This is a genomic window from Exiguobacterium sp. s36 (assembly GCF_018618345.1).
GTDB classification, from domain to species: Bacteria; Bacillota; Bacilli; order Exiguobacteriales; family Exiguobacteriaceae; genus Exiguobacterium; species Exiguobacterium chiriqhucha.
Genome location: NZ_JACSLW010000002.1, coordinates 344359 through 365520, shown reverse-complemented (window position 1 = coordinate 365520; position 21162 = coordinate 344359). Strand labels below are relative to the sequence as shown.

General features: G+C 54.2%; 23 protein-coding genes. 22 read left to right on the top strand and 1 reads right to left on the bottom strand.

Annotation, left to right across the window (positions count from 1 at the left end; genetic code table 11):
- Nucleotides 1–105 precede the first annotated feature (105 nt).
- From KNP95_RS07345 to KNP95_RS07325, 5 genes are read left to right on the top strand one after another with little or no spacing between them, the layout of a single operon-like run.
- Nucleotides 106–552: a YlbF/YmcA family competence regulator gene (locus KNP95_RS07345; protein ID WP_021067028.1), complete on the top strand. Its 447-nt coding sequence runs from the start codon at nucleotides 106–108 to the stop codon at nucleotides 550–552.
- A complete protein-coding gene (locus KNP95_RS07340) occupies nucleotides 536–799 on the top strand; it encodes a DUF2129 domain-containing protein (protein ID WP_021067029.1) in 264 nt (87 codons plus the stop codon). Before KNP95_RS07345 ends, KNP95_RS07340 begins: the two co-directional genes overlap by 17 nt.
- Nucleotides 800–852: 53 nt before the next feature.
- Nucleotides 853–1419, top strand: a complete 567-nt coding sequence (gene rsmD, locus KNP95_RS07335) for a 16S rRNA (guanine(966)-N(2))-methyltransferase RsmD (protein ID WP_029595745.1) — start codon at nucleotides 853–855, stop codon at nucleotides 1417–1419.
- 4 nt (nucleotides 1420–1423) lie between these two features.
- Entirely contained in the window at nucleotides 1424–1921 is a 498-nt protein-coding gene (gene coaD, locus KNP95_RS07330) for a pantetheine-phosphate adenylyltransferase (protein ID WP_029595744.1), read from the top strand.
- Nucleotides 1918–2910, top strand: coding sequence for a SepM family pheromone-processing serine protease (locus KNP95_RS07325; RefSeq protein ID WP_214836357.1), 993 nt, complete (start codon nucleotides 1918–1920; stop codon nucleotides 2908–2910). The genes coaD and KNP95_RS07325 overlap by 4 nt, the downstream gene beginning before the upstream one ends.
- On the opposite strand, the gene KNP95_RS07320 is transcribed toward KNP95_RS07325, so the two are convergent.
- Complete coding sequence (locus KNP95_RS07320; RefSeq protein WP_165569408.1) at nucleotides 2889–4019, bottom strand: tRNA(Met) cytidine acetate ligase; 1131 nt, start codon at nucleotides 4017–4019, stop codon at nucleotides 2889–2891. The two genes, KNP95_RS07325 and KNP95_RS07320, sit on opposite strands and share 22 nt — an antisense overlap.
- A gap of 157 nt (nucleotides 4020–4176) precedes the next feature.
- Here KNP95_RS07320 and KNP95_RS07315 point away from each other — a divergent pair, with 157 nt between their 5' ends.
- From KNP95_RS07315 to KNP95_RS07235, 17 genes are all read left to right on the top strand, one after another.
- Nucleotides 4177–4704: a YceD family protein gene (locus KNP95_RS07315; RefSeq protein WP_214836354.1), complete on the top strand. Its 528-nt coding sequence runs from the start codon at nucleotides 4177–4179 to the stop codon at nucleotides 4702–4704.
- Nucleotides 4705–4726: 22 nt separating this feature from the next.
- The gene (rpmF, locus tag KNP95_RS07310) at nucleotides 4727–4900 is read left to right on the top strand and encodes a 50S ribosomal protein L32 (protein WP_015881300.1); all 174 of its coding nucleotides are present in this window, start codon (nucleotides 4727–4729) and stop codon (nucleotides 4898–4900) included.
- 108 nt (nucleotides 4901–5008) lie between these two features.
- A complete protein-coding gene (locus KNP95_RS07305) occupies nucleotides 5009–5848 on the top strand; it encodes a 2-dehydropantoate 2-reductase (RefSeq protein WP_214800910.1) in 840 nt (279 codons plus the stop codon).
- Nucleotides 5842–6201 carry a DUF3397 domain-containing protein gene (locus KNP95_RS07300; protein WP_021067036.1) on the top strand — a complete coding sequence of 120 codons (360 nt, stop codon included), beginning with the start codon at nucleotides 5842–5844 and terminating at the stop codon, nucleotides 6199–6201. The genes KNP95_RS07305 and KNP95_RS07300 overlap by 7 nt, the downstream gene beginning before the upstream one ends.
- A gap of 24 nt (nucleotides 6202–6225) precedes the next feature.
- Nucleotides 6226–7782, top strand: coding sequence for a bacillithiol biosynthesis cysteine-adding enzyme BshC (bshC, locus tag KNP95_RS07295; protein ID WP_029595739.1), 1557 nt, complete (start codon nucleotides 6226–6228; stop codon nucleotides 7780–7782).
- 168 nt (nucleotides 7783–7950) lie between these two features.
- Nucleotides 7951–8883 (top strand): 16S rRNA (cytosine(1402)-N(4))-methyltransferase RsmH, encoded by a 933-nt coding sequence (gene rsmH, locus KNP95_RS07290; protein WP_021067038.1) that lies wholly within the window; start codon nucleotides 7951–7953, stop codon nucleotides 8881–8883.
- Nucleotides 8884–8906: 23 nt separating this feature from the next.
- Entirely contained in the window at nucleotides 8907–9269 is a 363-nt protein-coding gene (gene ftsL / locus KNP95_RS07285) for a cell division protein FtsL (RefSeq protein ID WP_021067039.1), read from the top strand.
- 38 nt (nucleotides 9270–9307) lie between these two features.
- Entirely contained in the window at nucleotides 9308–11416 is a 2109-nt protein-coding gene (locus KNP95_RS07280) for a penicillin-binding protein (RefSeq protein ID WP_353048984.1), read from the top strand.
- Nucleotides 11417–11474: 58 nt separating this feature from the next.
- Nucleotides 11475–12782, top strand: coding sequence for a UDP-N-acetylmuramoyl-tripeptide--D-alanyl-D-alanine ligase (locus KNP95_RS07275; RefSeq protein WP_251136177.1), 1308 nt, complete (start codon nucleotides 11475–11477; stop codon nucleotides 12780–12782).
- 21 nt (nucleotides 12783–12803) lie between these two features.
- Entirely contained in the window at nucleotides 12804–13763 is a 960-nt protein-coding gene (mraY, locus tag KNP95_RS07270; protein ID WP_058763324.1) for a phospho-N-acetylmuramoyl-pentapeptide-transferase, read from the top strand.
- A gap of 15 nt (nucleotides 13764–13778) precedes the next feature.
- Complete coding sequence (gene murD / locus KNP95_RS07265; protein WP_251138506.1) at nucleotides 13779–15116, top strand: UDP-N-acetylmuramoyl-L-alanine--D-glutamate ligase; 1338 nt, start codon at nucleotides 13779–13781, stop codon at nucleotides 15114–15116.
- Complete coding sequence (gene murG, locus KNP95_RS07260; RefSeq protein WP_029595735.1) at nucleotides 15113–16189, top strand: undecaprenyldiphospho-muramoylpentapeptide beta-N-acetylglucosaminyltransferase; 1077 nt, start codon at nucleotides 15113–15115, stop codon at nucleotides 16187–16189. Before murD ends, murG begins: the two co-directional genes overlap by 4 nt.
- A gap of 13 nt (nucleotides 16190–16202) precedes the next feature.
- Entirely contained in the window at nucleotides 16203–16973 is a 771-nt protein-coding gene (locus KNP95_RS07255) for a cell division protein FtsQ/DivIB (RefSeq protein WP_029595734.1), read from the top strand.
- Nucleotides 16974–17200: 227 nt separating this feature from the next.
- Nucleotides 17201–18496 carry a cell division protein FtsA gene (ftsA, locus tag KNP95_RS07250; RefSeq protein WP_021067046.1) on the top strand — a complete coding sequence of 432 codons (1296 nt, stop codon included), beginning with the start codon at nucleotides 17201–17203 and terminating at the stop codon, nucleotides 18494–18496.
- Nucleotides 18497–18544: 48 nt separating this feature from the next.
- Nucleotides 18545–19690, top strand: a complete 1146-nt coding sequence (ftsZ, locus tag KNP95_RS07245; protein WP_021067047.1) for a cell division protein FtsZ — start codon at nucleotides 18545–18547, stop codon at nucleotides 19688–19690.
- A gap of 54 nt (nucleotides 19691–19744) precedes the next feature.
- The gene (gene pgeF / locus KNP95_RS07240; protein ID WP_021067048.1) at nucleotides 19745–20506 is read left to right on the top strand and encodes a peptidoglycan editing factor PgeF; all 762 of its coding nucleotides are present in this window, start codon (nucleotides 19745–19747) and stop codon (nucleotides 20504–20506) included.
- Nucleotides 20503–21156, top strand: coding sequence for a YggS family pyridoxal phosphate-dependent enzyme (locus KNP95_RS07235; RefSeq protein ID WP_021067049.1), 654 nt, complete (start codon nucleotides 20503–20505; stop codon nucleotides 21154–21156). Before pgeF ends, KNP95_RS07235 begins: the two co-directional genes overlap by 4 nt.
- The last annotated feature ends 6 nt before the right edge of the window (nucleotides 21157–21162 follow it).

Sequence of the window (21162 nt, the reverse complement as noted above, 5' to 3'; positions counted from 1 at the left end):
CACTTCCTTTCTGGTTGGACGCTTGACAGTCACGTTCAATTATAAAGCCGATTGCTTACAGAGGGAATCAAATGTGTTAAAATCATGGCAGAAAGGGTGAAAGCCATGATTATTACTGAACAGACGATCGCCCTGCTCGATCAAACGGAATCGTTAGCCGATTTGATTGAAGCGAGCGAGTCGTTCCAGACATATATCGCCACGAAACAAGCGCGAGCCCAATCAGAGGAAGCGCGCATCGTGGAACGTGAGTTCTTGCGGATGAAAGAAGATTACGAGTACGTACAACGGTTCGGGAAACATCACCCGGACCACGATCGCATTAAAAAAGAGATGCATCTCGTCAAACGGCGTCTCGATGTCCAGCCAGAAGTGGCCGCATTTAAAAAAGCGGAACGCAGTTTAGATAAACTGCTCGGGGAAGTGAGTGAGCTGTTGGCCTTCTCGGTTTCTCCAAAAATCAAAGTCCCGACCGGAAACCCGTTCTTCGACGAAGGCGGATGTTCAGGCGGAGGAAGTTGTGGAGGCGGAAGCTGTGGATGTGCCATCTGAGACGTTTGAGTTGAATGGTCGAATCGGGTTCGTCGTCTACGTCCAATCGTTGAAACAAGTGAAGGCGTTGCGTCGCTATGCGAACCTGTATTACGTGTCAAAGCGGGAGAAGTACGCCTTCTTGTATACCGACCTTGATGGACATGAGGCGATTCTCGAACAAGTGAGCGCGTTGCCGTTCGTCGAAGCGGTCGTCCGCAGTGAGCGGCCGTTCGTCGCGGAGACGTATGAATCGAAGCAGAAATAACACAGAGATGAAGGCGGCACCGCCTTCATCTTTTGTGGTGAAGGAGAACGGATATGCGAGTGATTTCAGGAGAACGAAAAGGGACCCGACTCAAGGCGGTCCCGGGGTCGGCCACACGACCAACGACAGATAAAGTAAAAGAATCGTTATTCAACATCATCGGTCCTTATTTCGCCGGGGGCGATGCGCTTGACCTATACGCCGGGAGCGGCGGTCTAGGAATCGAGGCGTTGTCACGGGGGTGTGACCATGCCGTGTTCGTCGACAAGCAACGGAAGGCGGTCCAGACGGTCACAGACAATTTGCAGACGACACGTTACGAGTCGAAAGCGACGGTGCTCCAACAAGACGCCCGCTCGGTTCTCGACCAACTCGTCCTCAAAGGTCAGCCGTTCAAACTGATTTTCATGGACCCTCCGTATCATGCGGAAGAACATGTGCCGTTTTTACAGATCATTGAAACGAACCGGCTGTTGACGGACAACGGCGTCGTCGTCTGCGAGCATGGCAGCGACGTGACGTTGCCGGACCGAGTCGGCCAGTTGGAAAAAATCAAGGTGCAACGCTACTCGGACGTGATTACGATCAGCTTTTACGAGTATGCAGCGACCGAGGAGTGAGAACATGTCAAAACGTATCGCGATTTGCCCGGGGAGCTTTGACCCGATTACGAACGGCCATTTAGATATCATCGAGCGGGCGGCGGCCATCTTCGACGAAGTCATCGTCGCCGTGCTTGAAAACTCGAGTAAGGCACCTCTCTTTAACGTGGAAGAGCGTCTGTCGCTCATTCGTGAGGTGACGACACATTTACCGAACGTCACCGCCGACGCGTTTGGGGGTTTGCTCGTCGAATATGCTGCCAAGCGTGAGGCAGCGACCATCGTCCGTGGCCTGCGTGCCGTCTCGGACTTCGAGTATGAGCTTCAAATCGCATCGATCAATAAAAAGTTGAATGAGAACGTGGAGACGTTGTTCATGATGACGAACAGCCAGTACTCGTTCCTCAGCTCCTCGATCGTGAAAGAAGTTGCCAAATACGGGGCGTCCGTCGCCGAGCTCGTCCCGGAGCAAGTCGAACTCGCGTTGCGGCAAAAATATGAAGTGAGTCACGGACAATGAAGTCGCTCAAAATCGGTTTCGGTCTGCTCGTGGCCGTCCTGATTTTCTTGTTCGTGCCACTCCCGTATTACATCACGTATCCGGGCGAGGCGACGACGATCGAAGAGTTCATGACGGTCGAGGGCGGGGACAAAGAACCGGGCGAACTGAAGATGGTGACCATCTCGCAACGCCGGGCGACACCGCTCTGGCTCGTCGGCAGCTGGTTCACCCCGTTCACGGAGGCCAGCCCGGCCAGCCGCTATCTGTATGACGGGGAAAGCGAGGCGGACTACGAACTCAGACAAGAGTTGTTGATGTCGTCGTCGCAACAAGCGGCGATTCAATACGCCTATGAGTTGGCGGACGCCGATGTGACGGTGACGTTTGACGGCATGTACGTCTCGGCCCCAATCACGGGGTCGCTCGCCGCGAACGTCTTGAAGCCGGGTGACATCATCACGGCGCTCGATGGCCAATCGTTCGCATCGCGCCTTGACTTTATCGAACGCGTCGCCTCATTTGAAGCCGGCGATGAAGTCTCTGTCACGCTTGAACGTGACGGTCGCGAACGTGAGGTCGATACGCTGATTCAACCGATTGACCGGAGCGGGGACCGGGTCGGGCTTGGGATTTATGAGCCGCTGCCCGTCCAGGACGTGCGCACGGACCCGGACGTCTCGTTCGAACTGACGAACGTCGGCGGACCGTCGGCCGGCCTCATGTTCACGCTCGAGATTTTTGATCAGTTGACGCCGGGCGATTTGACGGGCGGTGCCGTCATTGCCGGAACGGGAACGGTCGATGAGTTAGGGAACGTCGGGCCGATTGGCGGGGCATGGCAAAAAATCGTAGCTGCGGACGAGGCTGGGGCATCCGTGTTCTTCGTGCCGGCCGGGTCGAACTACGACGAGGCGATGGAGTCGCTCGACCGACTCGAGAGCGACATTGAAGTCGTTCCCGTCAAGACGGTCGAGGAAGCCATCGATTATTTAGAGTCGATGAATTGAGGAGTTTGCATATGTTCGACGAGTGACCGATTTCCGAGCGGAAGGCGATACGCCTCGGTCACTCGAGCCTCGAACGCAAGATCGGGATGGTACTTGCTGAGGAGCGGTACGTCTTTTTTTATGTCCTTTAACACAGTGCGCCCGATTGTGTTGAACGCGAGCGGTCGGATATACGGTACGTCGTCGAACCGTTCCGGCAACTCGTCCTGTCGCCAATGGATGAGGATGGCGACGAGCGCGCGTTGGATGGACGTCCGGGTATAACGTCTCGTCAATAAGCGGGCGAGCGCCTGTTCGAATGTCGGCTCGAGCCCGGCTTGAATCAAGCGGGGCGACAGCGAGCTGTCGATACCGACGAGTTGCTCAAGTACGTCTTTCGGGGTCGTCCGCAGCTTATATTGAAGGACGGGCCAATAAAGTGACCAATGCGCCATCGGATTGTCCTGAAACAGCGTTCTCGTGGCGTCAGGGACGGCCCGGACCATACCTGACTCTAAGTAGTGGGCGCGCACGCCCGTGGCCGACATGACGTCTGAGACGCTCGGGTCATGGTATCCGGCCCCGAGACGGCGAATCGTGTGCAGTTCGATGGACGTCGCCGCTTTCGCGTAGTGATAGGCGAGGATGTTGTTCGGGAGCGTCAAATCAAAGTCGGGATAGAGTGACCCGAACGCCTCGCTCGACGCCTTGGCGGAAGAACGTCCATTGTCCAACGCTTCTTTGAACGCCGTCTGATAGGCTGGAGTCGCTTCGATGTTGGCCGCCGCGGCCTGGGTCACGGCGCTGATGTCGCCGCTCTCGCTACCGAAGGACAGCGTTTGACAACGTACGCGCTCGGCGATGGCGACCGCGGCGCTCGCGAACCGGTCGGCCCGGTGCACGCCGAAACGCGTCGGGAGTTCGATGACGAGGTCGATCGCGCCCGTTTGGACGGCGGCGCGGGCCCGGCTCCATTTGTCGAAAGCTGCCGGCTCGCCGCGCTGGGTGAACTGGGCACTCATGACGGCGATGACGGCGTCAGCGTCGGTTTCGATCCGGGCTCGTTCCGCCTGATGGAGGTGCCCGTTATGGAACGGATTGTACTCGGCAATGATGGCCGTTTTTCGCATAAAATTACTCCTTTGCATTGTCGATTGGATTGGTGTAAGATGGATAAGTACGCTTTGGCAAAGCGCCGTCGTCAACTGATTTTAGTGTAAAGAAAAAACATTGACAAAACAAGTTGGCCTATCTATAATTCATATTGTTGCAATTGAGGTGATTCGGATGAAGTGGTCTATTGCACAGCTACTTAAGCTACGAAACCAGGGTGACAGTTTTACCATCGATGAGATGGTCGAACTACCAGAGCTTACTCAGCTCCATCCGGATATCCGTTCGATTCGTCCGGTGCATGTGCACGGGAATGCGTCGTTCACATCTAATCAAGTTACATTCAATCTGAAGATTCAAGGTGACCTGACGTTGCCAGATGCGCGTACGTTGGATGATGTCATTTGTGAATTCGATATTGAATCGCTCGAGCCTTTCTTTTTGGAGAATGGGCGTTATACGGAGCAATTCGATGATGTCAATTTGCCAGAAGGAAATACGATTGATCTGCGACCGATCGTAAAAGAGCTCATCATGTTAGACGTCCCAATGCAAATCTTTGGGAACGAAACAGACAAAACTCAGGTTGAAGGGGAAGGCTGGTCCGTCATTGACGAGCAGCCGGACGACCAACCAAAAATTGACCCGCGCCTCGCGGGGCTCGCTGACTTGTTCTCTAAAAAAGAGGACGAGAACGGCTAACTTTTCAAGGAGGTGGACAACGATGGCAGTACCATTCCGTAGAACGTCGAAAACTCGCAAACGTCTTCGTCGTACTCACTTCAAACTCAACGTACCTGGTATGAACGAGTGCCCGAACTGTGGCGAAATGAAGCTTTCTCACCGTGTATGCAAATCTTGCGGACACTACAACGGTAAAGAAGTAACAAGCAAATAATGCGAAAAGAAGCGGTCTCCTCGGAGGCCGCTTCTTTTTTTATTTTTGGGTCGTGGAAACAGATTGTGGTAAACTTTTCAGTGCAGACTAGACGTGGAGGGATGGCCAATGAAGCCGATTAAACGAATTGGGATTATCGGGAACGGCGCCGTCGGCATGTTGATGGCTTCGCTGTTCGAACCGGACTATACGGTGACGCTCTATGGCCGTGTCGACGAGGCATCGACTGTGACGATCGAACGTACCGGCGTCACGCAGGGAACGGTTCAGGTTCGCCTCTGTCCGGTGACGAAAATCATTGAGACGGAGCAGGACGTGTTCTTTGTGACGACGAAAGCGCATCAGGTCGAGGCGGCGACGGAACGATTGTCCGGCGACGTGCCCGTATTCATCTGTTCGAACGGAATCGCGCATCTCGACTATGCACGTACGAAAGGATTCCACCTCGGTGTGGTCGAACATGGTGTGAGCCGCGATGGCGATCGGCTCCAGCATACCGGGCTCGGGCGCATCCGCATCGGCAGCCTCGGCTCGCTCGAAGAGATGTCGTTCAACGCATCTCCACTCGATGTCGTCTGGGAGACGGATATCGAACAAGTCGTCACCGAGAAACTATTCGCCAACGCAATCATCAATCCGATTACGGCGCTCTGCCGTGTCGAGAACGGTGCGGTCGCCATACCGCCTTGCCGCGATATCGCGACGGCGATTTACGAAGAACTGACGATGTTGTTCGACCGTCACGTCCCGTATACATATATCGACACGATTATCGACAAGACGGCACACAATCGTTCTTCGATGCTACGTGACATCGAGGCGGGGCGCCAGACCGAGGTCGACGCCATCTTGACGCCGCTCTTGAAACGGGCCGACGAACGAGGCGTCACATTGACCGTCATTCCGGTCATGCAAAAATTAATTTTAGGAGCGAGCGTATCGTGCTAGTGTATATCGTTTCATTTCCACTCGTCATTTGGTTTATGGTGTATATGATACTTAGAAAAATTATGCCGAAATCGGTTAATACGTTCAAACTCGCCTGTGACGCCGGCGTGATCCTTTGGTTTTATGCATGTGCGGTTCTGCTCGAAGCGATTGTCGGGATCGATTTGATCTGGCTGTTGCTTGCGGTCTGTGCCGCCATCTTCCCGGCCAACGCGATTTGGCAACGGATTCGCCATGAGGATGTCGTCTATTCGAAGATGTTCGTGCACGGGTGGCGTTTGTTGTTTTTAGTGCTCGTCCCGGCCCACATCGTCTTGTTTACGATCGGCATCGCACGAGAGATGATGTATTAATCGTTTGAAAGGAAGTCGTTATACGTGAGGATAGAGTCGCTAGACGCCATGTACGCCCCGTCGTCTCCGATGATGCAAGTGGAGACGGGCTATTCGAAATGGTTGGACTATACAGGGATGGATGAGCTCGAGGTGAGGGCGGATGAACTGATGAACCGTTCCTTCACGCATTTGCCCGCGCTCGTCGACATTTTGCGAGACCAACAAACAGTCCACGGTCCGATTTCTCCCGAGCTCGAATCAAAACTCGAAGCGTTGGCCGCCGGTGAGGCGTTCACGATGGTGACCGGGCAACAAGTCGGGGTGTTCGGCGGTCCGTTGTTCGCGGTGTATAAACTGTTGACCGTGCTGAAGAAGGCCAAACAGGCGGAAGCGAAATTGAATAAACCGGTCCTCCCGATTTTTTGGATGGCGACGGAGGATCACGACTATGCAGAAATCAACCACGTCTTCGTGAGCCAGCCGCTGTCGCGTCAATTGCGCAAAGAAGCGTTGTCGACCGTCCCGCTCGCCGGAAAGGCGTCGGTCGGGGAATTGGAGTTCGATCGCCTTAAAATCGAACTCGTGCAAATGTTGCAACGCCTCTTGTTATCTGAGACGGAGACGCGTTACACGACGACGCTCTATCATGAGCTCGTCGATGTGATTCAAGCGAGCCACTCGTTCGCCCAATTCTTCGGTCAGATGATGCGACGGTTTGTCGGTAAAGACTTCATCCTGTTCGACCCGCACCAACCGGAAGTCCGGGCCCTCGAGCGCGACGCGTTCAAACGCTTGATCACGGAACACGACCGCTTGCATGCGGCGTTGCACGATTCGTTCGAGGACGGGATGCCGACCGTCGAGTTGAATCGCGAAGCGGCCCATTTGTTCTATCACGATGGGACACGCGAACTGTTGACGAAGCAGGACGGGCTCTTTACGACGAAGCGGGGACACCGCTTCACGGAGGCCGAGCTAATCCAACAAGTGGAAACGCACCCGGAGCGGTTCTCGAACAACGTCGTGTCCCGCCCGCTCATGCAGGACCACTTGTTCCCGACACTCGCCTATATTGCGGGCCCCGGTGAAATCGCCTATTGGCTTCAACTTCGGCCTTTGTTCCACGTCCTCGATTGGAAGATGCCGCTGTTGATTCCGCGGCTCGGGGCCGTGCTCGTCTCGACGAACGATGAGAAGAAGCTCGCCCAAGAAGGCGTGACGCTCGTCGACTATTTGGCGGACCCGTTACCGGACCATACGTTCGACGACGAAGCGTTCGACCAAAACCTGTACGCGTATCGGACGCTCACGGAAGCGATCGGACGCGAGGCAGGCAAGCACGGGCACCGGTTTGATGCGAAGGCACGTCACGTGCTTGAACGTCTCGGCGACGAGATGCGAGCCGAAGCGAAACGCGACCAATACCGCTTGAACAGTCGACGGATTCATCTATCGACACGGCTCTTGCCGATGGACGCCCCGCAAGAACGGATTTGGTCGATGGTCCCGTTGTTGAACCGTCACGGTCTCGATTTATTCGAGCGCTTGCGCCGGTCTTATGAACAAGCTGATTTCGAGCGATGTTTGGTCAAATTGTAACCGAAATGAGTTCGATGGAGATGGTTCCCAGAAATTTGTGGGAACCATTTTTTGTTTGTTACCTTTTTGTTTCCTCTTTTCGCTAAAAAGCTATGCGGCGCTTGACATTTTTATGATAAAGTAAACGTAATAAAATAGTTGAAAAATGTAGGTTGAGAGGGTTTTTGTATGTTTGAGCATGAAACGGTATTAAAAATGGAGTCCATTGAGGGATTAAATATTAAGCCAGACGGGATTTATGTCGATTGTACGTTAGGAGGAGCCGGTCACAGCGAAGAAATCGTCAAGCGTTTGACGACAGGCCATCTATACGCCTTCGACCAAGACGACGTCGCGCTCAAGCACGCGAGTGAGCGGCTGGCTCCATATGAGGACCGGGTTACGTTCATTAAAAGCAACTTCGTCCATTTGAAAGACGAACTGTTGGCGCGGGGAATCACTCAGGTCGATGGGGTATTGTTCGACCTTGGCGTGTCGTCGCCGCAGCTCGATGAGGCCGAACGTGGCTTTAGCTACAATTACGATGCACCGCTCGATATGCGGATGGACCGTTCCCGCGAGCTGTCCGCGTATCACGTCGTCAACGAATGGCCGTTCGGAGATCTTGCCCGCATCTTCTTTACATACGGGGAAGAAAAATTCTCCAAACAGATTGCGCGCAAGATTGAGCAGGCCCGTGCCGTCAAACCGATTGAGACGACGTTCGAACTCGTCGAATTGATTAAAGACGCGATTCCGGCACCGGCCCGACGAAAAGGCGGTCATCCTGCGAAGCGGACGTTCCAAGCCATTCGCATCGCCGTCAACGATGAGTTGAACGTGTTCGACCGTGCCGTCCAAGACGCGATCGACATGCTCGCCATCAACGGACGCATTTGCGTCATCACGTTCCACTCGTTAGAAGATCGAATTTGTAAGCAAGTATTTAAAGAGAAAAGCCAGCATCCGCCGTTACCACCCGGATTGCCGGTCATCCCGAAAGAGTTTGAACCCGAACTGAAATTGATCACACGCAAGCCGATCACAGCCGGGGACGACGAGCTCGAAGGCAACCGCCGGGCCCGTTCTGCCAAACTCCGGGTCGCAGAAAAACAAAAATAGACTGTACGTAGGAGGGATACCTGATGCCAGAAGCTGCTCGCAAGGCTCTGCAGCCTCAAGTTACGCCGAATCGAAATCCGATTCCGCAAGAACGACCAATACCAGCTCCAAAACGACGTACGTTGACCTTGTTCGAATCCATCCTGTACCCGACCATGATTGGTTCAGTTGTCCTGTTCGGTGGCATCACGGTATCGAAACATAATGAAGCGTACAACATCATGCGCGATACGGCTCTGATCACACAAGAGACGAACACGATCGCCAAAGAGAATGAAGAATTGAAGTATGAGATCGCCCAACTAAGCTCACCTGAGAGAATCTATGCGATTGCTGAAAAGCTCGGAATGCAATTCAATGAGAACAACGTCAAGGTGATTGACTGATGAATTCTCTACAACAGAGTAAAAAAAGAGTGGCGTGGGTGGCGATTGTTTGCTTCACACCACTCTTTTTATTTTTTGTCGGTTGGTTCTTCTATTTGTCCGTCTTCCAGACGTACAAAGGAGAGAACATGCTCGCGTTCGCCGAGGAAGAGCGTTGGAAAGCGGTCAGTACGCTAAAAGCGGAGCGGGGCGAGATTTATGACCGGTTCGGACAACCGATCGCCATCAATATCCCTTCGTACCGAATCGTGGCCGTGTTGAAACTCGGCGGCGAGCGGGTCGAGGACAAGACGCTCATGCCCGATGAGTTCGCCGAGGCTGCGAAGCAGCTCGCGACCGTCATACCGATGGCCGAGGCCGACATTTTAAAGCGGCTCGAGCAGAACAAAGATCGCGGTCAAATCGAGTTCGGTGTTCCAGGGCGCGATTTGACGGTCGATCAAAAAGAAGAGATTGAAGCGTTCGAGATTCCAGGGGTCACGTTCGTGGAAGAACCGAAGCGCTACTATCCGAACAAAGTATTCGCTTCAAGCGTCGTCGGCTACGCCCAGAAAATCGACCAGAACGGACGGATCGAACTCGTCGGTGAGCTCGGCATCGAAAAATCACTCAACGACGTCTTAAGTGAGTCGTACGGGTTGTATCGGTTCGAGAAAGACTTGGCTGGACGCCAAATCGTCTCGAGCGACGAGCAATTGAAGATCGACCCAGAAGACGGGGCCGACGTGCAACTCACGCTCGACCACCGGATTCAACAGCTGCTCGATACGAAAATGGAAGAGCTGTATCAAGAATACAAGCCGAAGAATGCGACGGCGATTATCATGGACCCGAAGACCGGCGAAATCATCGCCTTGTCGGACCGCCCTTCGTTCGACCCGAACACACGCGAAATCAGCTCGTATAGCAACTTCTCGGTGTCATCCCGCTTCGAGCCGGGATCGACGATGAAAATCTTCACGTTGGCCGCCGCCATCAACGAAGGCGTTTATAATCCGAATGAACTGTATAAATCGGGATCGTACAAGTATGGCAAGACCGTATTCAATGATTACAACATTACCGGATGGGGTACGATTCCTATGGTAGAAGGCGTCTGGCACTCGTCGAACGTCGCGTTCTCGATTCTCGCGAACGAGCGTCTCGGCTTGAGCCGCTACGAGGATTATTTCAACGCCTTCAAGTTCGATCAACGCACGGGCGTCGATTTACCGGGTGAGGTCAACAGCCAATTCGATTTCGAGAGCCCGTTGAACGTCTTGATTACGGCATGGGGCCAATCGACGGCCGTCACGCCGATGCAGATATTACAAGCGACGTCGGCCATCGCGACCGATGGGACGATGAAGCAACCCCATGTCATCAAGAAAGTCGTCAACCGTGAGACCGGTGAAACGATTCGGACGACGAACCCAAAAATCGTCGGTCAACCGATCACGGCCGAGGCGGCCAAACAGACGCGGGAAGCGCTCGATGGCGTCGTCAACAGCGATGTCGGGACGGGGCAATTGTACGCTCTCGACAACTATCGCGTCGTCGGTAAGACCGGAACGGCGCAAATCGCTGAGAACGGGAAGTACTTGAGTGGACAATACATCCATTCGTTCGTCGGCATGGCGCCGGAAGACGACCCGGAACTTGTCATGTATATCGCCGTCGACCGTCCGAACGGTGACTCATCGACGACGGGACCACGCATCATGGCACCGCTGTTCAAAGATGTGATGGACGTCGCGCTCCGCTATCGGAGCGTCGAGCCAGACAAGCAAGCGAAATCGATTGACGCCTCGACGAAAACGACGGCATCGTTCGTCGACCAAGGTCGTGACGACGCTGTGAAGGAAGCCAAAGCGGCCGCGTTCACACCGGTGGCACTCGGTAACGGTGAGACGGTCACGGCGCAAAGTCCGGTCGAAGGCCAACCGTACGTCGTCGGTGAGCGGTTGCTGTTAAAGACGGCGGAGTCGTTCGCGATGCCGACGCTCAAGGGCTGGTCACTTCGTGACGTGAAGCGGTTGGCTACGCTTTATCAATTGAATTTAGAAATAGACGGCACCGGCTTCGTCACGTCCCAATCGATTGGGAAAGACAAGCCCGTCAAGACGGGGGCGACGCTGAAAGTGAAGCTCGCGTCACCGTCGAACTAACGCAAAGGGATGAAGAGGGCCTCGGCTCTCTTTTCCTTTGTCACAGGAGGAAATGGTTATGGAACAGTTGACGATTCAAACACTCGCATCTTGGTTTGGGATGGAAATAAATGATTCGCGCGAGGTCCGCCACGTCGCGACCGACTCGCGAGACGACAATGTCGACGGCTTGTTCGTCCCGATTATCGGGGCGCGTGTCGATGGCCATGATTACATCGAGGCTGCCATCAAGCAAGGGGCGATCGTGACGTTTTGGGAACAAGACCGTCCGTTGCCGGAAGGGATTATCGCCATCCCGGTCGCCTCACCGTTAACAGCACTTCAAGAAGCGGCTGCCCGCTATTTGGCGGAAATCAATCCGAAAGTCGTCGCCATCACCGGGTCGAACGGGAAGACGTCAACGAAAGACATGATTGCCGTCGTGCTCGGCGAGACGTTCAAGACACATAAGACGGCCGGAAACTTTAACTCGGACGTCGGGTTGCCGCTCACCGTGCTCCGGATGCCACGCGACACCGAAGTCGCTGTCCTCGAGATGGGCATGAACGGGTTCGGGCAAATCGAGTTGCTTTCGAAGCTCGCCAAACCGGACATCGCTTTCGTCACGAATATCGGCGAATCACATGGCGAACAAGTCGGGGGGCGCGAGGGGATCGCCAAGGCGAAGCTCGAGATTAAAGCCGGGTTGAAACCGGATGGCGTCTTAATCGTCGATGCCGACGAGCCGCTCCTCCGTGAGGCAGGCGGGTACCGCGTCGGATACGATTCGACCGCGGACGGAAAGCTCGAAGTCGTAGAGGCGACGTTTGACGCCTCGATTTTCCGCTACAATAATGAACTGTATGAGTTGAAAGTGCTTGGGGCCCATCAAATCCGTAACGCCGCCTATGCGATTGCCTGCGGTCTCAAGTTCGGATTGGGGCATGATACGATTCAACGCGGCCTCGACCGCGTCCAGCTGACGTCGATGCGGATGGAGAAACGGATGTTCGGCGATGCCCACTTGGTCAATGACGCCTATAACGCGAGCCCGACCTCGATGGTTGCCGCCGTCGAGACGATTAAAACGCTAGAAGGGTTCTCACGCCGCGTCCTCGTCCTAGGGGACATGTATGAACTCGGGACGGACGAGATCGCCCAGCACGAACAAGTCGGTCACGCCATCACGGCCCCGGTCACCGATTGCGTGCTCATCGGAGAGAAAGCAAAATGGATTGCGGCAGGCATCACTGACCCGCGTGTGAACGTGACAATGGTGCCGACGGTCGAGGAAGCGAAAGTCCTCCTCGGCAGTTATCAACGCCCCCAGACTGTGATATTGTTAAAAGCATCGCGAGGACTGGCGCTCGAGCGTCTAGTTCAATAAACAGAGTAGTGAGGTACGAACATGTTAATCAGTTTAATCGTCTTAATCAGTTCATTATTGACCGTATTGGTCGTCATGCCGCGGGCCATCCCGGCACTGCGTAACTTAAAGTTTGGCCAAGAAATCCGTGACGAAGGTCCAGGTTGGCACCAAAAGAAATCAGGAACCCCGACGATGGGCGGAATCGTCATCTTGCTCGCCCTCATCATCGGATTCCTTGTCTCAGTCGTCTTCGGTGAAGCCGTCGCTGGGTTTGGCACGCTCTTGTTCGTGACCCTCGCCTTCGGAGTAATCGGCTTCCTCGACGACTACATTAAAGTCGTCAATAAACGCAACCTCGGTTTGACGTCGCTTCAGAAATTGATTGGTCAAATCGTCGTCTCAGTCTTGTTCGTTTGGTTCCTCTCACTCGGTGGGGCGCTCGATACGACGATTCAAATCCCGTTCACTTCGATTGCGTTTGATACGGGCTGGTTGTATGTCGCCATCGTCATCTTCTGGCTCGTCGGCTTCTCGAACGCGGTCAACTTGACAGACGGCCTCGACGGTCTCGTCTCGTTCTCGGCCATCCCGACGTTCGCCTTCTTCGGCATCTATGCGCTCGGACAAGACGAAGCGGGCATCGCTTGGTTCGCCTTCAGTGCGGTCGGCGCCTTGCTCGGCTTCCTCGTCTTCAATAAATACCCGGCGAAAATCTTTATGGGTGACACGGGATCGCTCGCCCTCGGTGGTGCGGTCGCCGGCCTCGCTCTCATGCTCAAGCTCGAGCTGTTGCTCGTCTTCGTCGGAATCATCTTTGTCATCGAGACGCTTAGCGTCATCTTGCAAGTGCTCTCGTTCAAGACGACGGGCAAACGAATCTTTAAGATGAGCCCGATCCATCACCATTTCGAAATGGTCGGTTGGTCAGAATGGCGCATCGTCTTGACGTTCGGTGGAATTAGTTTGATCACGGCAGTCTTGTCGTTACTACTCATGTAATGGATGGTGGAAGACATGCAACAACAGTGGAACGATAAACGAGTCCTCGTACTCGGCGCGGCACGGAGCGGCATCGCCGCAGCCGCTTACTTAAGAAATGTCGGCGCGGACGTGACCCTCAATACCGGGAGCGAACCGTCAACGGAAGAACGGATGAAGATCGAAGCGCTCGGCATCAACGGCGTTTTCGGTGCCCATCCGCTCGAATTGCTCGACACGACGGACATGATTGTCAAAAACCCGGGAATCCCGTATCACATCCCGCTCCTTCAAGCAGCGCTTGAGCGGAACATCCCGATTTATACAGAAGTGGAACTCGCCTACTTGGCGACCGATGCCACGTTCGTCGCCATCACCGGCTCGAACGGAAAAACGACGACGACCACGCTCGTTCATGAATTGCTCAAAGGGGGAAGTCGTCCTGTCCATGTGGCAGGGAATATCGGTTTCCCGGCAATCGAAGTCGCATCGAAAGCGAAGCAGGGCGACATCATCGTCATCGAACTATCGAGCTTCCAACTGATGGGCGTCGAACAGTTCCATCCGCAAGCGGCGGCACTGTTGAACTTGTCACCGGCGCATTTGGATTATCATGGTGACTTCGAGTCGTATGCCGACGCCAAAGGGAACTTGTTCCGGAACATGACGGCATCAGACCGTGTCGTCGTCAAGGGCAGTGACACCGAAGTGATGAAACGCGTCCCGGCCGATCTCGATGCTTCGACGTTCGGTTACGACAGCGGGGATGCGCATGTCACCGACGGCTGGATTACGTTGCACGGCAAGCGGGTCATCCGGGTCGAGGATCTCGCCCTCGGCGGGGCCCATAACGTGGAGAACGTGTTGGCAGCCTTGTTGCTCGTTGAACCGTTCGATATCGCGGCCGAACATATCGATCGTGTGTTGCGCACGTTCGGTGGCGTGGCCCACCGAACGGAAAGTCTTGGCCAAGTGCTCGGACGCCGGGTTTATAACGACTCGAAAGCGACGAACAACGTGGCGGCCGAAGCGGCATTGAGCGGATTCGATGCTCCGATCGTTTGGGTGTGCGGGGGACTTGAACGTGGAGCCGAATTGGATTCACTCATTCCGGCGCTCGGACGCGTCAAAGCCATCGTCTCGTACGGTGAGACGGCAGGGCGTTTCCAAGCACTCGGTGAAGCCGAGCAGATTCCATCGTTCGCGGTCGATACGCTCGACGCAGCCGTCCCGCTCGCATTTGAACAGTCAGCCCCAGACGACGTGATTTTATTGTCACCGGCCTGTGCGAGCTGGGACCAATATAAGACGTTTGAAGAGCGCGGCGAACATTTCGTCCGCCTCGTCCATGCATATGAGGAGGCCAATCGATGAAAATCATGATTTCTGGTGGAGGAACGGGTGGTCATATCTACCCGGCACTCGCTCTCCTTGATACGCTCAAACAGCGCCATCCGAACCTCGAGGTGCTCTACATCGGCACTGAGAACGGTCTCGAGGCCGATCTCGTCCCACGCGCTGGTGTGCCGTTCAAATCGATTCGAATCGCCGGGCTCAAACGGTCGTTGTCGCTAGATAACGTCAAGACGGCCTATTGGTTTGTCCAATCTGTCCTGACGTTGCGTAAAGAGATGAAGACGTTCCGTCCGGACGTCGTCATCGGCACGGGCGGATTCGTCTCAGGTCCGGTCGTCTTCACCGCACAACAACTCGGCATCCCGACGATTCTGCATGAACAGAACAGCATCCCAGGCTTGACGAACAAGTTCTTGTCGAAGAAAGCCGACCGGGTCGCCTTGTCGTTCGCCGGTTCGGAATCACAGTTCCCTGATGCGAACGTCCGCGTCATCGGTAACCCGCGCGGGAGCGAAGTGTTGAAGACGACGGTGAACGAAACGTCCGTCCGGGCCGAATATGGTATCGATGAACGTCCAATCGTCTTGATTTACGGCGGCAGCCGCGGAGCCGAGGCCATCAACCGGGCCGTCATCGAGGCCATCCCGGAACTTGCGACCGAACCGGTGAACGTGCTCTACGTGACAGGGAACGTCCATTATGACAACGTCGTGGCGAAGGCGCCAAAAGCCGATAACGTCCATGTGTTGCCATACGTTTACGACATGCCTGAACTGCTCGCGTGTGCGAGTCTCGTCGTGTCGCGGGCCGGTGCCTCGACCATCTCGGAATTGACGGCGCTCGGTTTGCCGAGCATCTTGATTCCGAGTCCGTACGTGACGGCCGACCATCAGACGAAAAACGCCTCGGCGCTCGTCGAAAGCGGCGCGGCCGAACTGATTAAAGAAGGGGATTTGTCGGGCGAGACGCTCGTTCGCTCGATCCGACACGTATTGGCCCATCATGATGAGATGGCCGCAGCCTCGAAACGGTTAGGATTCCCGCACGCCGCGGAGTCGCTCGCCGACCTCGTCGAAGAAGTCCGCGCTTGAAAGGAGAGTAGCCATGGAGACACGTCAGAATACCGTTCGTAGTTTGGAAGACCGAATCCCGTATATGAAAGATCAACGTCGTAAGAAAGCGAACCGACGTTTGTCGACGATCCTGTTGTTGTTCGCGGTGTTGATTGCGCTCGTCGTATATATGCAGACATCGGTGTCTGACGTGAAAGCGGTGAACGTGAACGGCCTGTCCTGGTTGACAGAAGCGTATGTGCTCGCCGAAACGGATATCGACACGTCCACGAAAATCGTTCAAGTGTCGCCGAACGGGATTGAACGGGAACTTCGTAAAGTGCCTGGCGTGAAAGACGTCTCGGTCGATCGCTCCTGGTATAACGTCGTGACGATTGACGTCGAAGAAGAGAAAATGATCGCCTATTCACGAACGGACGAAGAGGAAGTCGTCGTCCTCGCTGACGGTTCTTTGCACCCGACTGGATCGATTACGGATCCAGAGAAGCTAAAAGACGGTCCGTTGTTGCGTGAATTCACCGATGCGGCGGAACTCGAGAAAATCGCGACTGAACTCGAGCAAGTCGACGACGCGATGCGGGCCAGGATGTCAGAGATTGTCTTCTCGAAACAGAAAGGCGAACCGACACGATATGAGATTTATATGAACGACGGCAACACGATTCAGACGCCGACGTTCAAGCTCAGTCAAACGGTATCCAAGTACGGCGAAATCTATGAGAATATTCCAAAAGGACAGCGGGGAACCGTCGTCATGGATGGCGGATATTATTTCGTTCCGTACGAAAAACCGAAAGAATAATCTGAATTTTTACAGCCCTTAGACACATAAGGGCTGTTTTTTTATCGATTGTAATCGAATTGACACCCCAAAACCGCGTAATTTGTAGGATTCTACCTTTTCTCACTATCTTATTTGTTGTAAACTTAGACGTGAGATATCTTGCCGGACCTAACAATATTTTTGGATATCTGTAACAATGTAACGGAATTCAAGCACAGAAATTAAAGCGCGGAGGTGTTTCCCTTTTGGAAGCGAATGGTTATGTGGCCGCATTGGATATAGGAACGTCAGAAATTAAGCTCGTCGTGGGTGAATTACTCGGGGGAACGCTTAACATTTTGGCGGAGGGGTGTGCCCCGTCTGCAGGAGTAAAACGTGGCGCCGTCGTCGACATCGATAAGACGGTTCAAGCCATCAAGCAAGCCGTCGAACATGCCGAAGCGGCGCTCGGTGATCAAATTCGGTCGGTATACGTTGCCATCGAAGGGGAACATATCCAAATCGCCCCATGTCATGGAATTGCATCAGTCAAACGAGAAGACCAAGAAATTACGGACACAGACGTCATCGAAGTCATCAATTCGGCGCAAGTTATGCGCTTGCCGGATGAAATGAGCGTCATCGATGTGATTCCTTCTTCTTTCACGGTCGATCAACAGACAGGTGTCGTCGATCCCCGCGGAATGCTCGGTTACCGTTTAGAGATGCACGGTAAGATGGTGACCGGTTCGAAGACGATTTTACATAGCATTCGTCGTTCCATCGAACGGGCAGGATTGAAACTAGAAGGTTTCGTCCTCGGCAACTTGGCGCTCGGCATGAGTGCGGCTTCGGTCGATGAAATCGATTTAGGTATCGGCTTGGTCGATATCGGTCATGAAAAAACGACCGTCTCGGTCTTTTATCGAGGCGACCTCGTCTACTCATATATCCTTCCGGTCGGAGGCGATCATATGACGCGCGACTTGGTGTACAAGCTCAATTGTAAATACCAAGACGCCAAAGTGGCGAAAGAAGAATACGGACTTGCCCTCGAAGAGATGGCGGACGCCTCAGAAGGGTTCTCGTTCACGAACATCAACGGGGAAGTCACGTTCGAACCGCAATCAGAAATTAGTTACGTTTTAGAGGCAAGAATAGAGGAAATGTTCACGCTTGTGTTGAATAGAGTGCAAAAGGTAGGCGTTCCAACGCTCAGCGGAGGTTATCTCCTCTGTGGTGGGGCCGCTGCTTTACCTGGCATCCAAGAACTAGCGACTCGTGTCATGGGTCAAAAGACGAGACTGTATCAGCCATCGTCGATTGGCGTCAGACATCCGAAATACGCGACCGCGGTCGGCGTCCTCAAGTACGTACTTATGAGCGATCACCACGTCTCGAAGTCACGACTTGAAAAGCCGGATGACCGTGTGGCCGTCGCAAATCCAGACGGCACGTCTCAAACCGGGAACGTCCAAGACCACGACGATGATGTGGTAAGGGATGACCGCGAGACGAAAAACGGTTTCGGTCGATTAATGGAAAAATTATTTGGCGTGTAAATTTGACGTTGTGTTAACAATTGGAAATTACGTAGGGGGATACCTGAAATGATGTACTTTGATGAGGCGATTGACGCCGTAGCAAAAATTAAAGTAATTGGAGTCGGGGGCGGCGGTTCAAACGCTGTCAACCGCATGATCGAGCACGGAGTACAAGGTGTCGAGTTCATCGCCGTCAACACGGACGCGCAAGCACTCAACATGTCGAAAGCAGACGTGAAGCTTCAACTCGGCGCGAAATTGACGCGTGGCCTCGGTGCCGGCGCGAATCCGGATATCGGTAAAAAAGCGGCAGAAGAGAGCCGCGAGCAGTTGATTGAAGCGCTCGATGGCGCGGATATGGTCTTCGTCACAGCAGGTATGGGCGGAGGAACTGGAACGGGGGCAGCACCTGTCATCGCCGAGATTTCAAAAGAAATCGGAGCGCTTACGGTCGGTGTCGTCACGAAACCGTTCATGTTCGAAGGACGCAAACGCATGCAACACGCCCAACACGGGATTCAAGCGTTCAAAGAAAAAGTCGATACACTCATCGTCATTCCAAACGACAAGTTGCTTGAAATCGTCGAGCGCAACACGCCGATGATCGAAGCATTCCGCGAAGCGGATAACGTCCTTCGCCAAGGTGTCCAAGGAATCACGGACTTGATCGCCATTCCTGGTCTCATCAACCTTGACTTCGCTGACGTCAAGACGATCATGACTGAAAAAGGTTCGGCGCTCATGGGTGTCGGTGTCGCCACTGGCGAGAACCGTGCCGTTGAAGCAGCGAAGAAAGCCATCTCATCTCCACTTCTCGAGTCTTCAATCGAAGGCGCGAAAGGTGTCTTGATGAACATCACAGGCGGACTTAGCCTCAGCTTGTACGAAGTCACGGAAGCTGCCCAAATCGTTCAAAGTGCCGCTGATGAAGAAGTGAACTTGATTTTCGGTTCGGTCATCAATGAAAACTTGAACGACGAGATTATCGTTACCGTGATTGCAACTGAATTCGCAGAAGAAGCGCAAGGGACGAACCCGTTCCTTCAGCAACCGAAGAAACAACCGGAAGCTGAAGTGAACCGTGAGGCTCAACCGAAAGCGCAAGAAGCTGCGCCACAAGATGAAGGGAACTTCCATAGACCGGTCTATGGTGGGGACGTCCCAGACGAGACGATCAACATCCCAGCGTTCGTAAGACAACGCCGTAACTAAACAACAGGGGGTGCCGGTTCTCGGCATCCCCTTTTTCTAAAAAAGGAGAATCATATGCGACTGTTACATACATGGGAAACCGAGACGTATCGCTATCAGGCTTATGTGACGACCCGGACGGACGGACATAATGAAGGCAACGTCGGACTCCACGTTGGCGATGACGCAGAACAGGTCGTCGCCAATCGGGAGTACTTCTTTGACGCGGCGGGTCTCGCCCTCGCGGATTCGGTCTGGGCTGACCAAGTTCATCAGACGAACGTTGAAGTCGTCGGCGACGCCGACCGCGGCAGAGGCGCATATCGCTATGACGAGACGATTCCGGCGACAGACGGTCTCATCACGACGGCCGACGCGTTGCCACTCGCCCTCGTCTTTGCCGACTGCGTCCCGCTGTTCTTCTGTGCCGAGGACCACGGCGTCATCGGTGTGGCGCATGCCGGTTGGAAAGGGACGGTCGGGAACATTGTCGCCGCGATGACGGATGCGTTCGCCACGCTCGGTGTTCCGGCCGAAGCGATTGACATGTTCGTCGGGCCAGCCATCACAGCCGAGCATTATGAGGTCGACCGCCGCGTCCTGGATGCGGTCGAAGCGGTCTCACCGGCTGCATATACGTCATCGGTCATGGACGAACGAGCAGGCCACGCCCGTCTATCCCTGCAACGAGTGAATGAGACGCTCGCTGTGGAACGAAATATCGAGGTCACCCAATCGAACTTGTCGACCGTTTCTGATCAAACCTTTTTCTCGTATCGGAACGGAGACGCCAAGCGTCGCTTTGCGGCCGTCCTCGTCAAGGAGAAGAAATCGTGAGTATAGCCAACAATGTGAATCAAGTCAGACAGACGATCGACGCGCATCGGACCGATCAAGCGGTGACGCTCATCGCGGTCACGAAATCGGTCGGTCCCGACGTGGCGAACGCCCTCTATGCAGAAGGCATCCGCGACTTCGGCGAAAATCGTCCTGAAGGATTGCTTGAAAAAGTCGAGCAGTTGCCGCCTGATGCCAAGTTTCATTTCATCGGCAGCCTGCAGACACGTAAAGTGAGACAAATTATCGACCATGTGGCAGCGATTCATTCGCTCGACCGTCTCTCGCTCGCCGAAGAGATCGATAAACGCGCCCAAGGCGTGATCGATTGTTTCGTGCAAGTGAACGTATCGGGCGAAGCGTCAAAACATGGTCTCGAAAAAGAGGAAGTCATCCCGTTCATCGAGAACTGTAAACAGTATCCTCACGTGCGGATCATCGGTTTGATGACGATGGCCCCGTTCACAGAGGACGAGACGGTGATTCGGGAGACGTTCCGAAACTTGAGACAATTGCGCGATGACGTCGCGCGTCATGCTTATCCGCATGCACCGTGTACCGAACTGTCAATGGGTATGTCGAATGACTACACGTTGGCGATTGAAGAAGGCGCATCGTTTGTTCGTATTGGAACCGTACTTGTGCAATAATATATT

Bases quoted from the DNA above. Each gene is read 5' to 3' on its own strand.
- KNP95_RS07345 (WP_021067028.1), top strand. From the start codon at position 106: ATGATTATTACTGAACAGACGATCGCCCTGCTCGATCAAACGGAATCG.
- rsmD (WP_029595745.1), top strand. From the start codon at position 853: ATGCGAGTGATTTCAGGAGAACGAAAAGGGACCCGACTCAAGGCGGTC.
- coaD (WP_029595744.1), top strand. From the start codon at position 1,424: ATGTCAAAACGTATCGCGATTTGCCCGGGGAGCTTTGACCCGATTACG.
- KNP95_RS07325 (WP_214836357.1), top strand. From the start codon at position 1,918: ATGAAGTCGCTCAAAATCGGTTTCGGTCTGCTCGTGGCCGTCCTGATT.
- KNP95_RS07320 (WP_165569408.1), bottom strand. From the start codon at position 4,019: ATGCGAAAAACGGCCATCATTGCCGAGTACAATCCGTTCCATAACGGG.
- KNP95_RS07315 (WP_214836354.1), top strand. From the start codon at position 4,177: ATGAAGTGGTCTATTGCACAGCTACTTAAGCTACGAAACCAGGGTGAC.
- rpmF (WP_015881300.1), top strand. From the start codon at position 4,727: ATGGCAGTACCATTCCGTAGAACGTCGAAAACTCGCAAACGTCTTCGT.
- KNP95_RS07305 (WP_214800910.1), top strand. From the start codon at position 5,009: ATGAAGCCGATTAAACGAATTGGGATTATCGGGAACGGCGCCGTCGGC.
- rsmH (WP_021067038.1), top strand. From the start codon at position 7,951: ATGTTTGAGCATGAAACGGTATTAAAAATGGAGTCCATTGAGGGATTA.
- ftsL (WP_021067039.1), top strand. From the start codon at position 8,907: ATGCCAGAAGCTGCTCGCAAGGCTCTGCAGCCTCAAGTTACGCCGAAT.
- KNP95_RS07275 (WP_251136177.1), top strand. From the start codon at position 11,475: ATGGAACAGTTGACGATTCAAACACTCGCATCTTGGTTTGGGATGGAA.
- mraY (WP_058763324.1), top strand. From the start codon at position 12,804: ATGTTAATCAGTTTAATCGTCTTAATCAGTTCATTATTGACCGTATTG.
- murD (WP_251138506.1), top strand. From the start codon at position 13,779: ATGCAACAACAGTGGAACGATAAACGAGTCCTCGTACTCGGCGCGGCA.
- murG (WP_029595735.1), top strand. From the start codon at position 15,113: ATGAAAATCATGATTTCTGGTGGAGGAACGGGTGGTCATATCTACCCG.
- KNP95_RS07255 (WP_029595734.1), top strand. From the start codon at position 16,203: ATGGAGACACGTCAGAATACCGTTCGTAGTTTGGAAGACCGAATCCCG.
- ftsZ (WP_021067047.1), top strand. From the start codon at position 18,545: ATGATGTACTTTGATGAGGCGATTGACGCCGTAGCAAAAATTAAAGTA.
- pgeF (WP_021067048.1), top strand. From the start codon at position 19,745: ATGCGACTGTTACATACATGGGAAACCGAGACGTATCGCTATCAGGCT.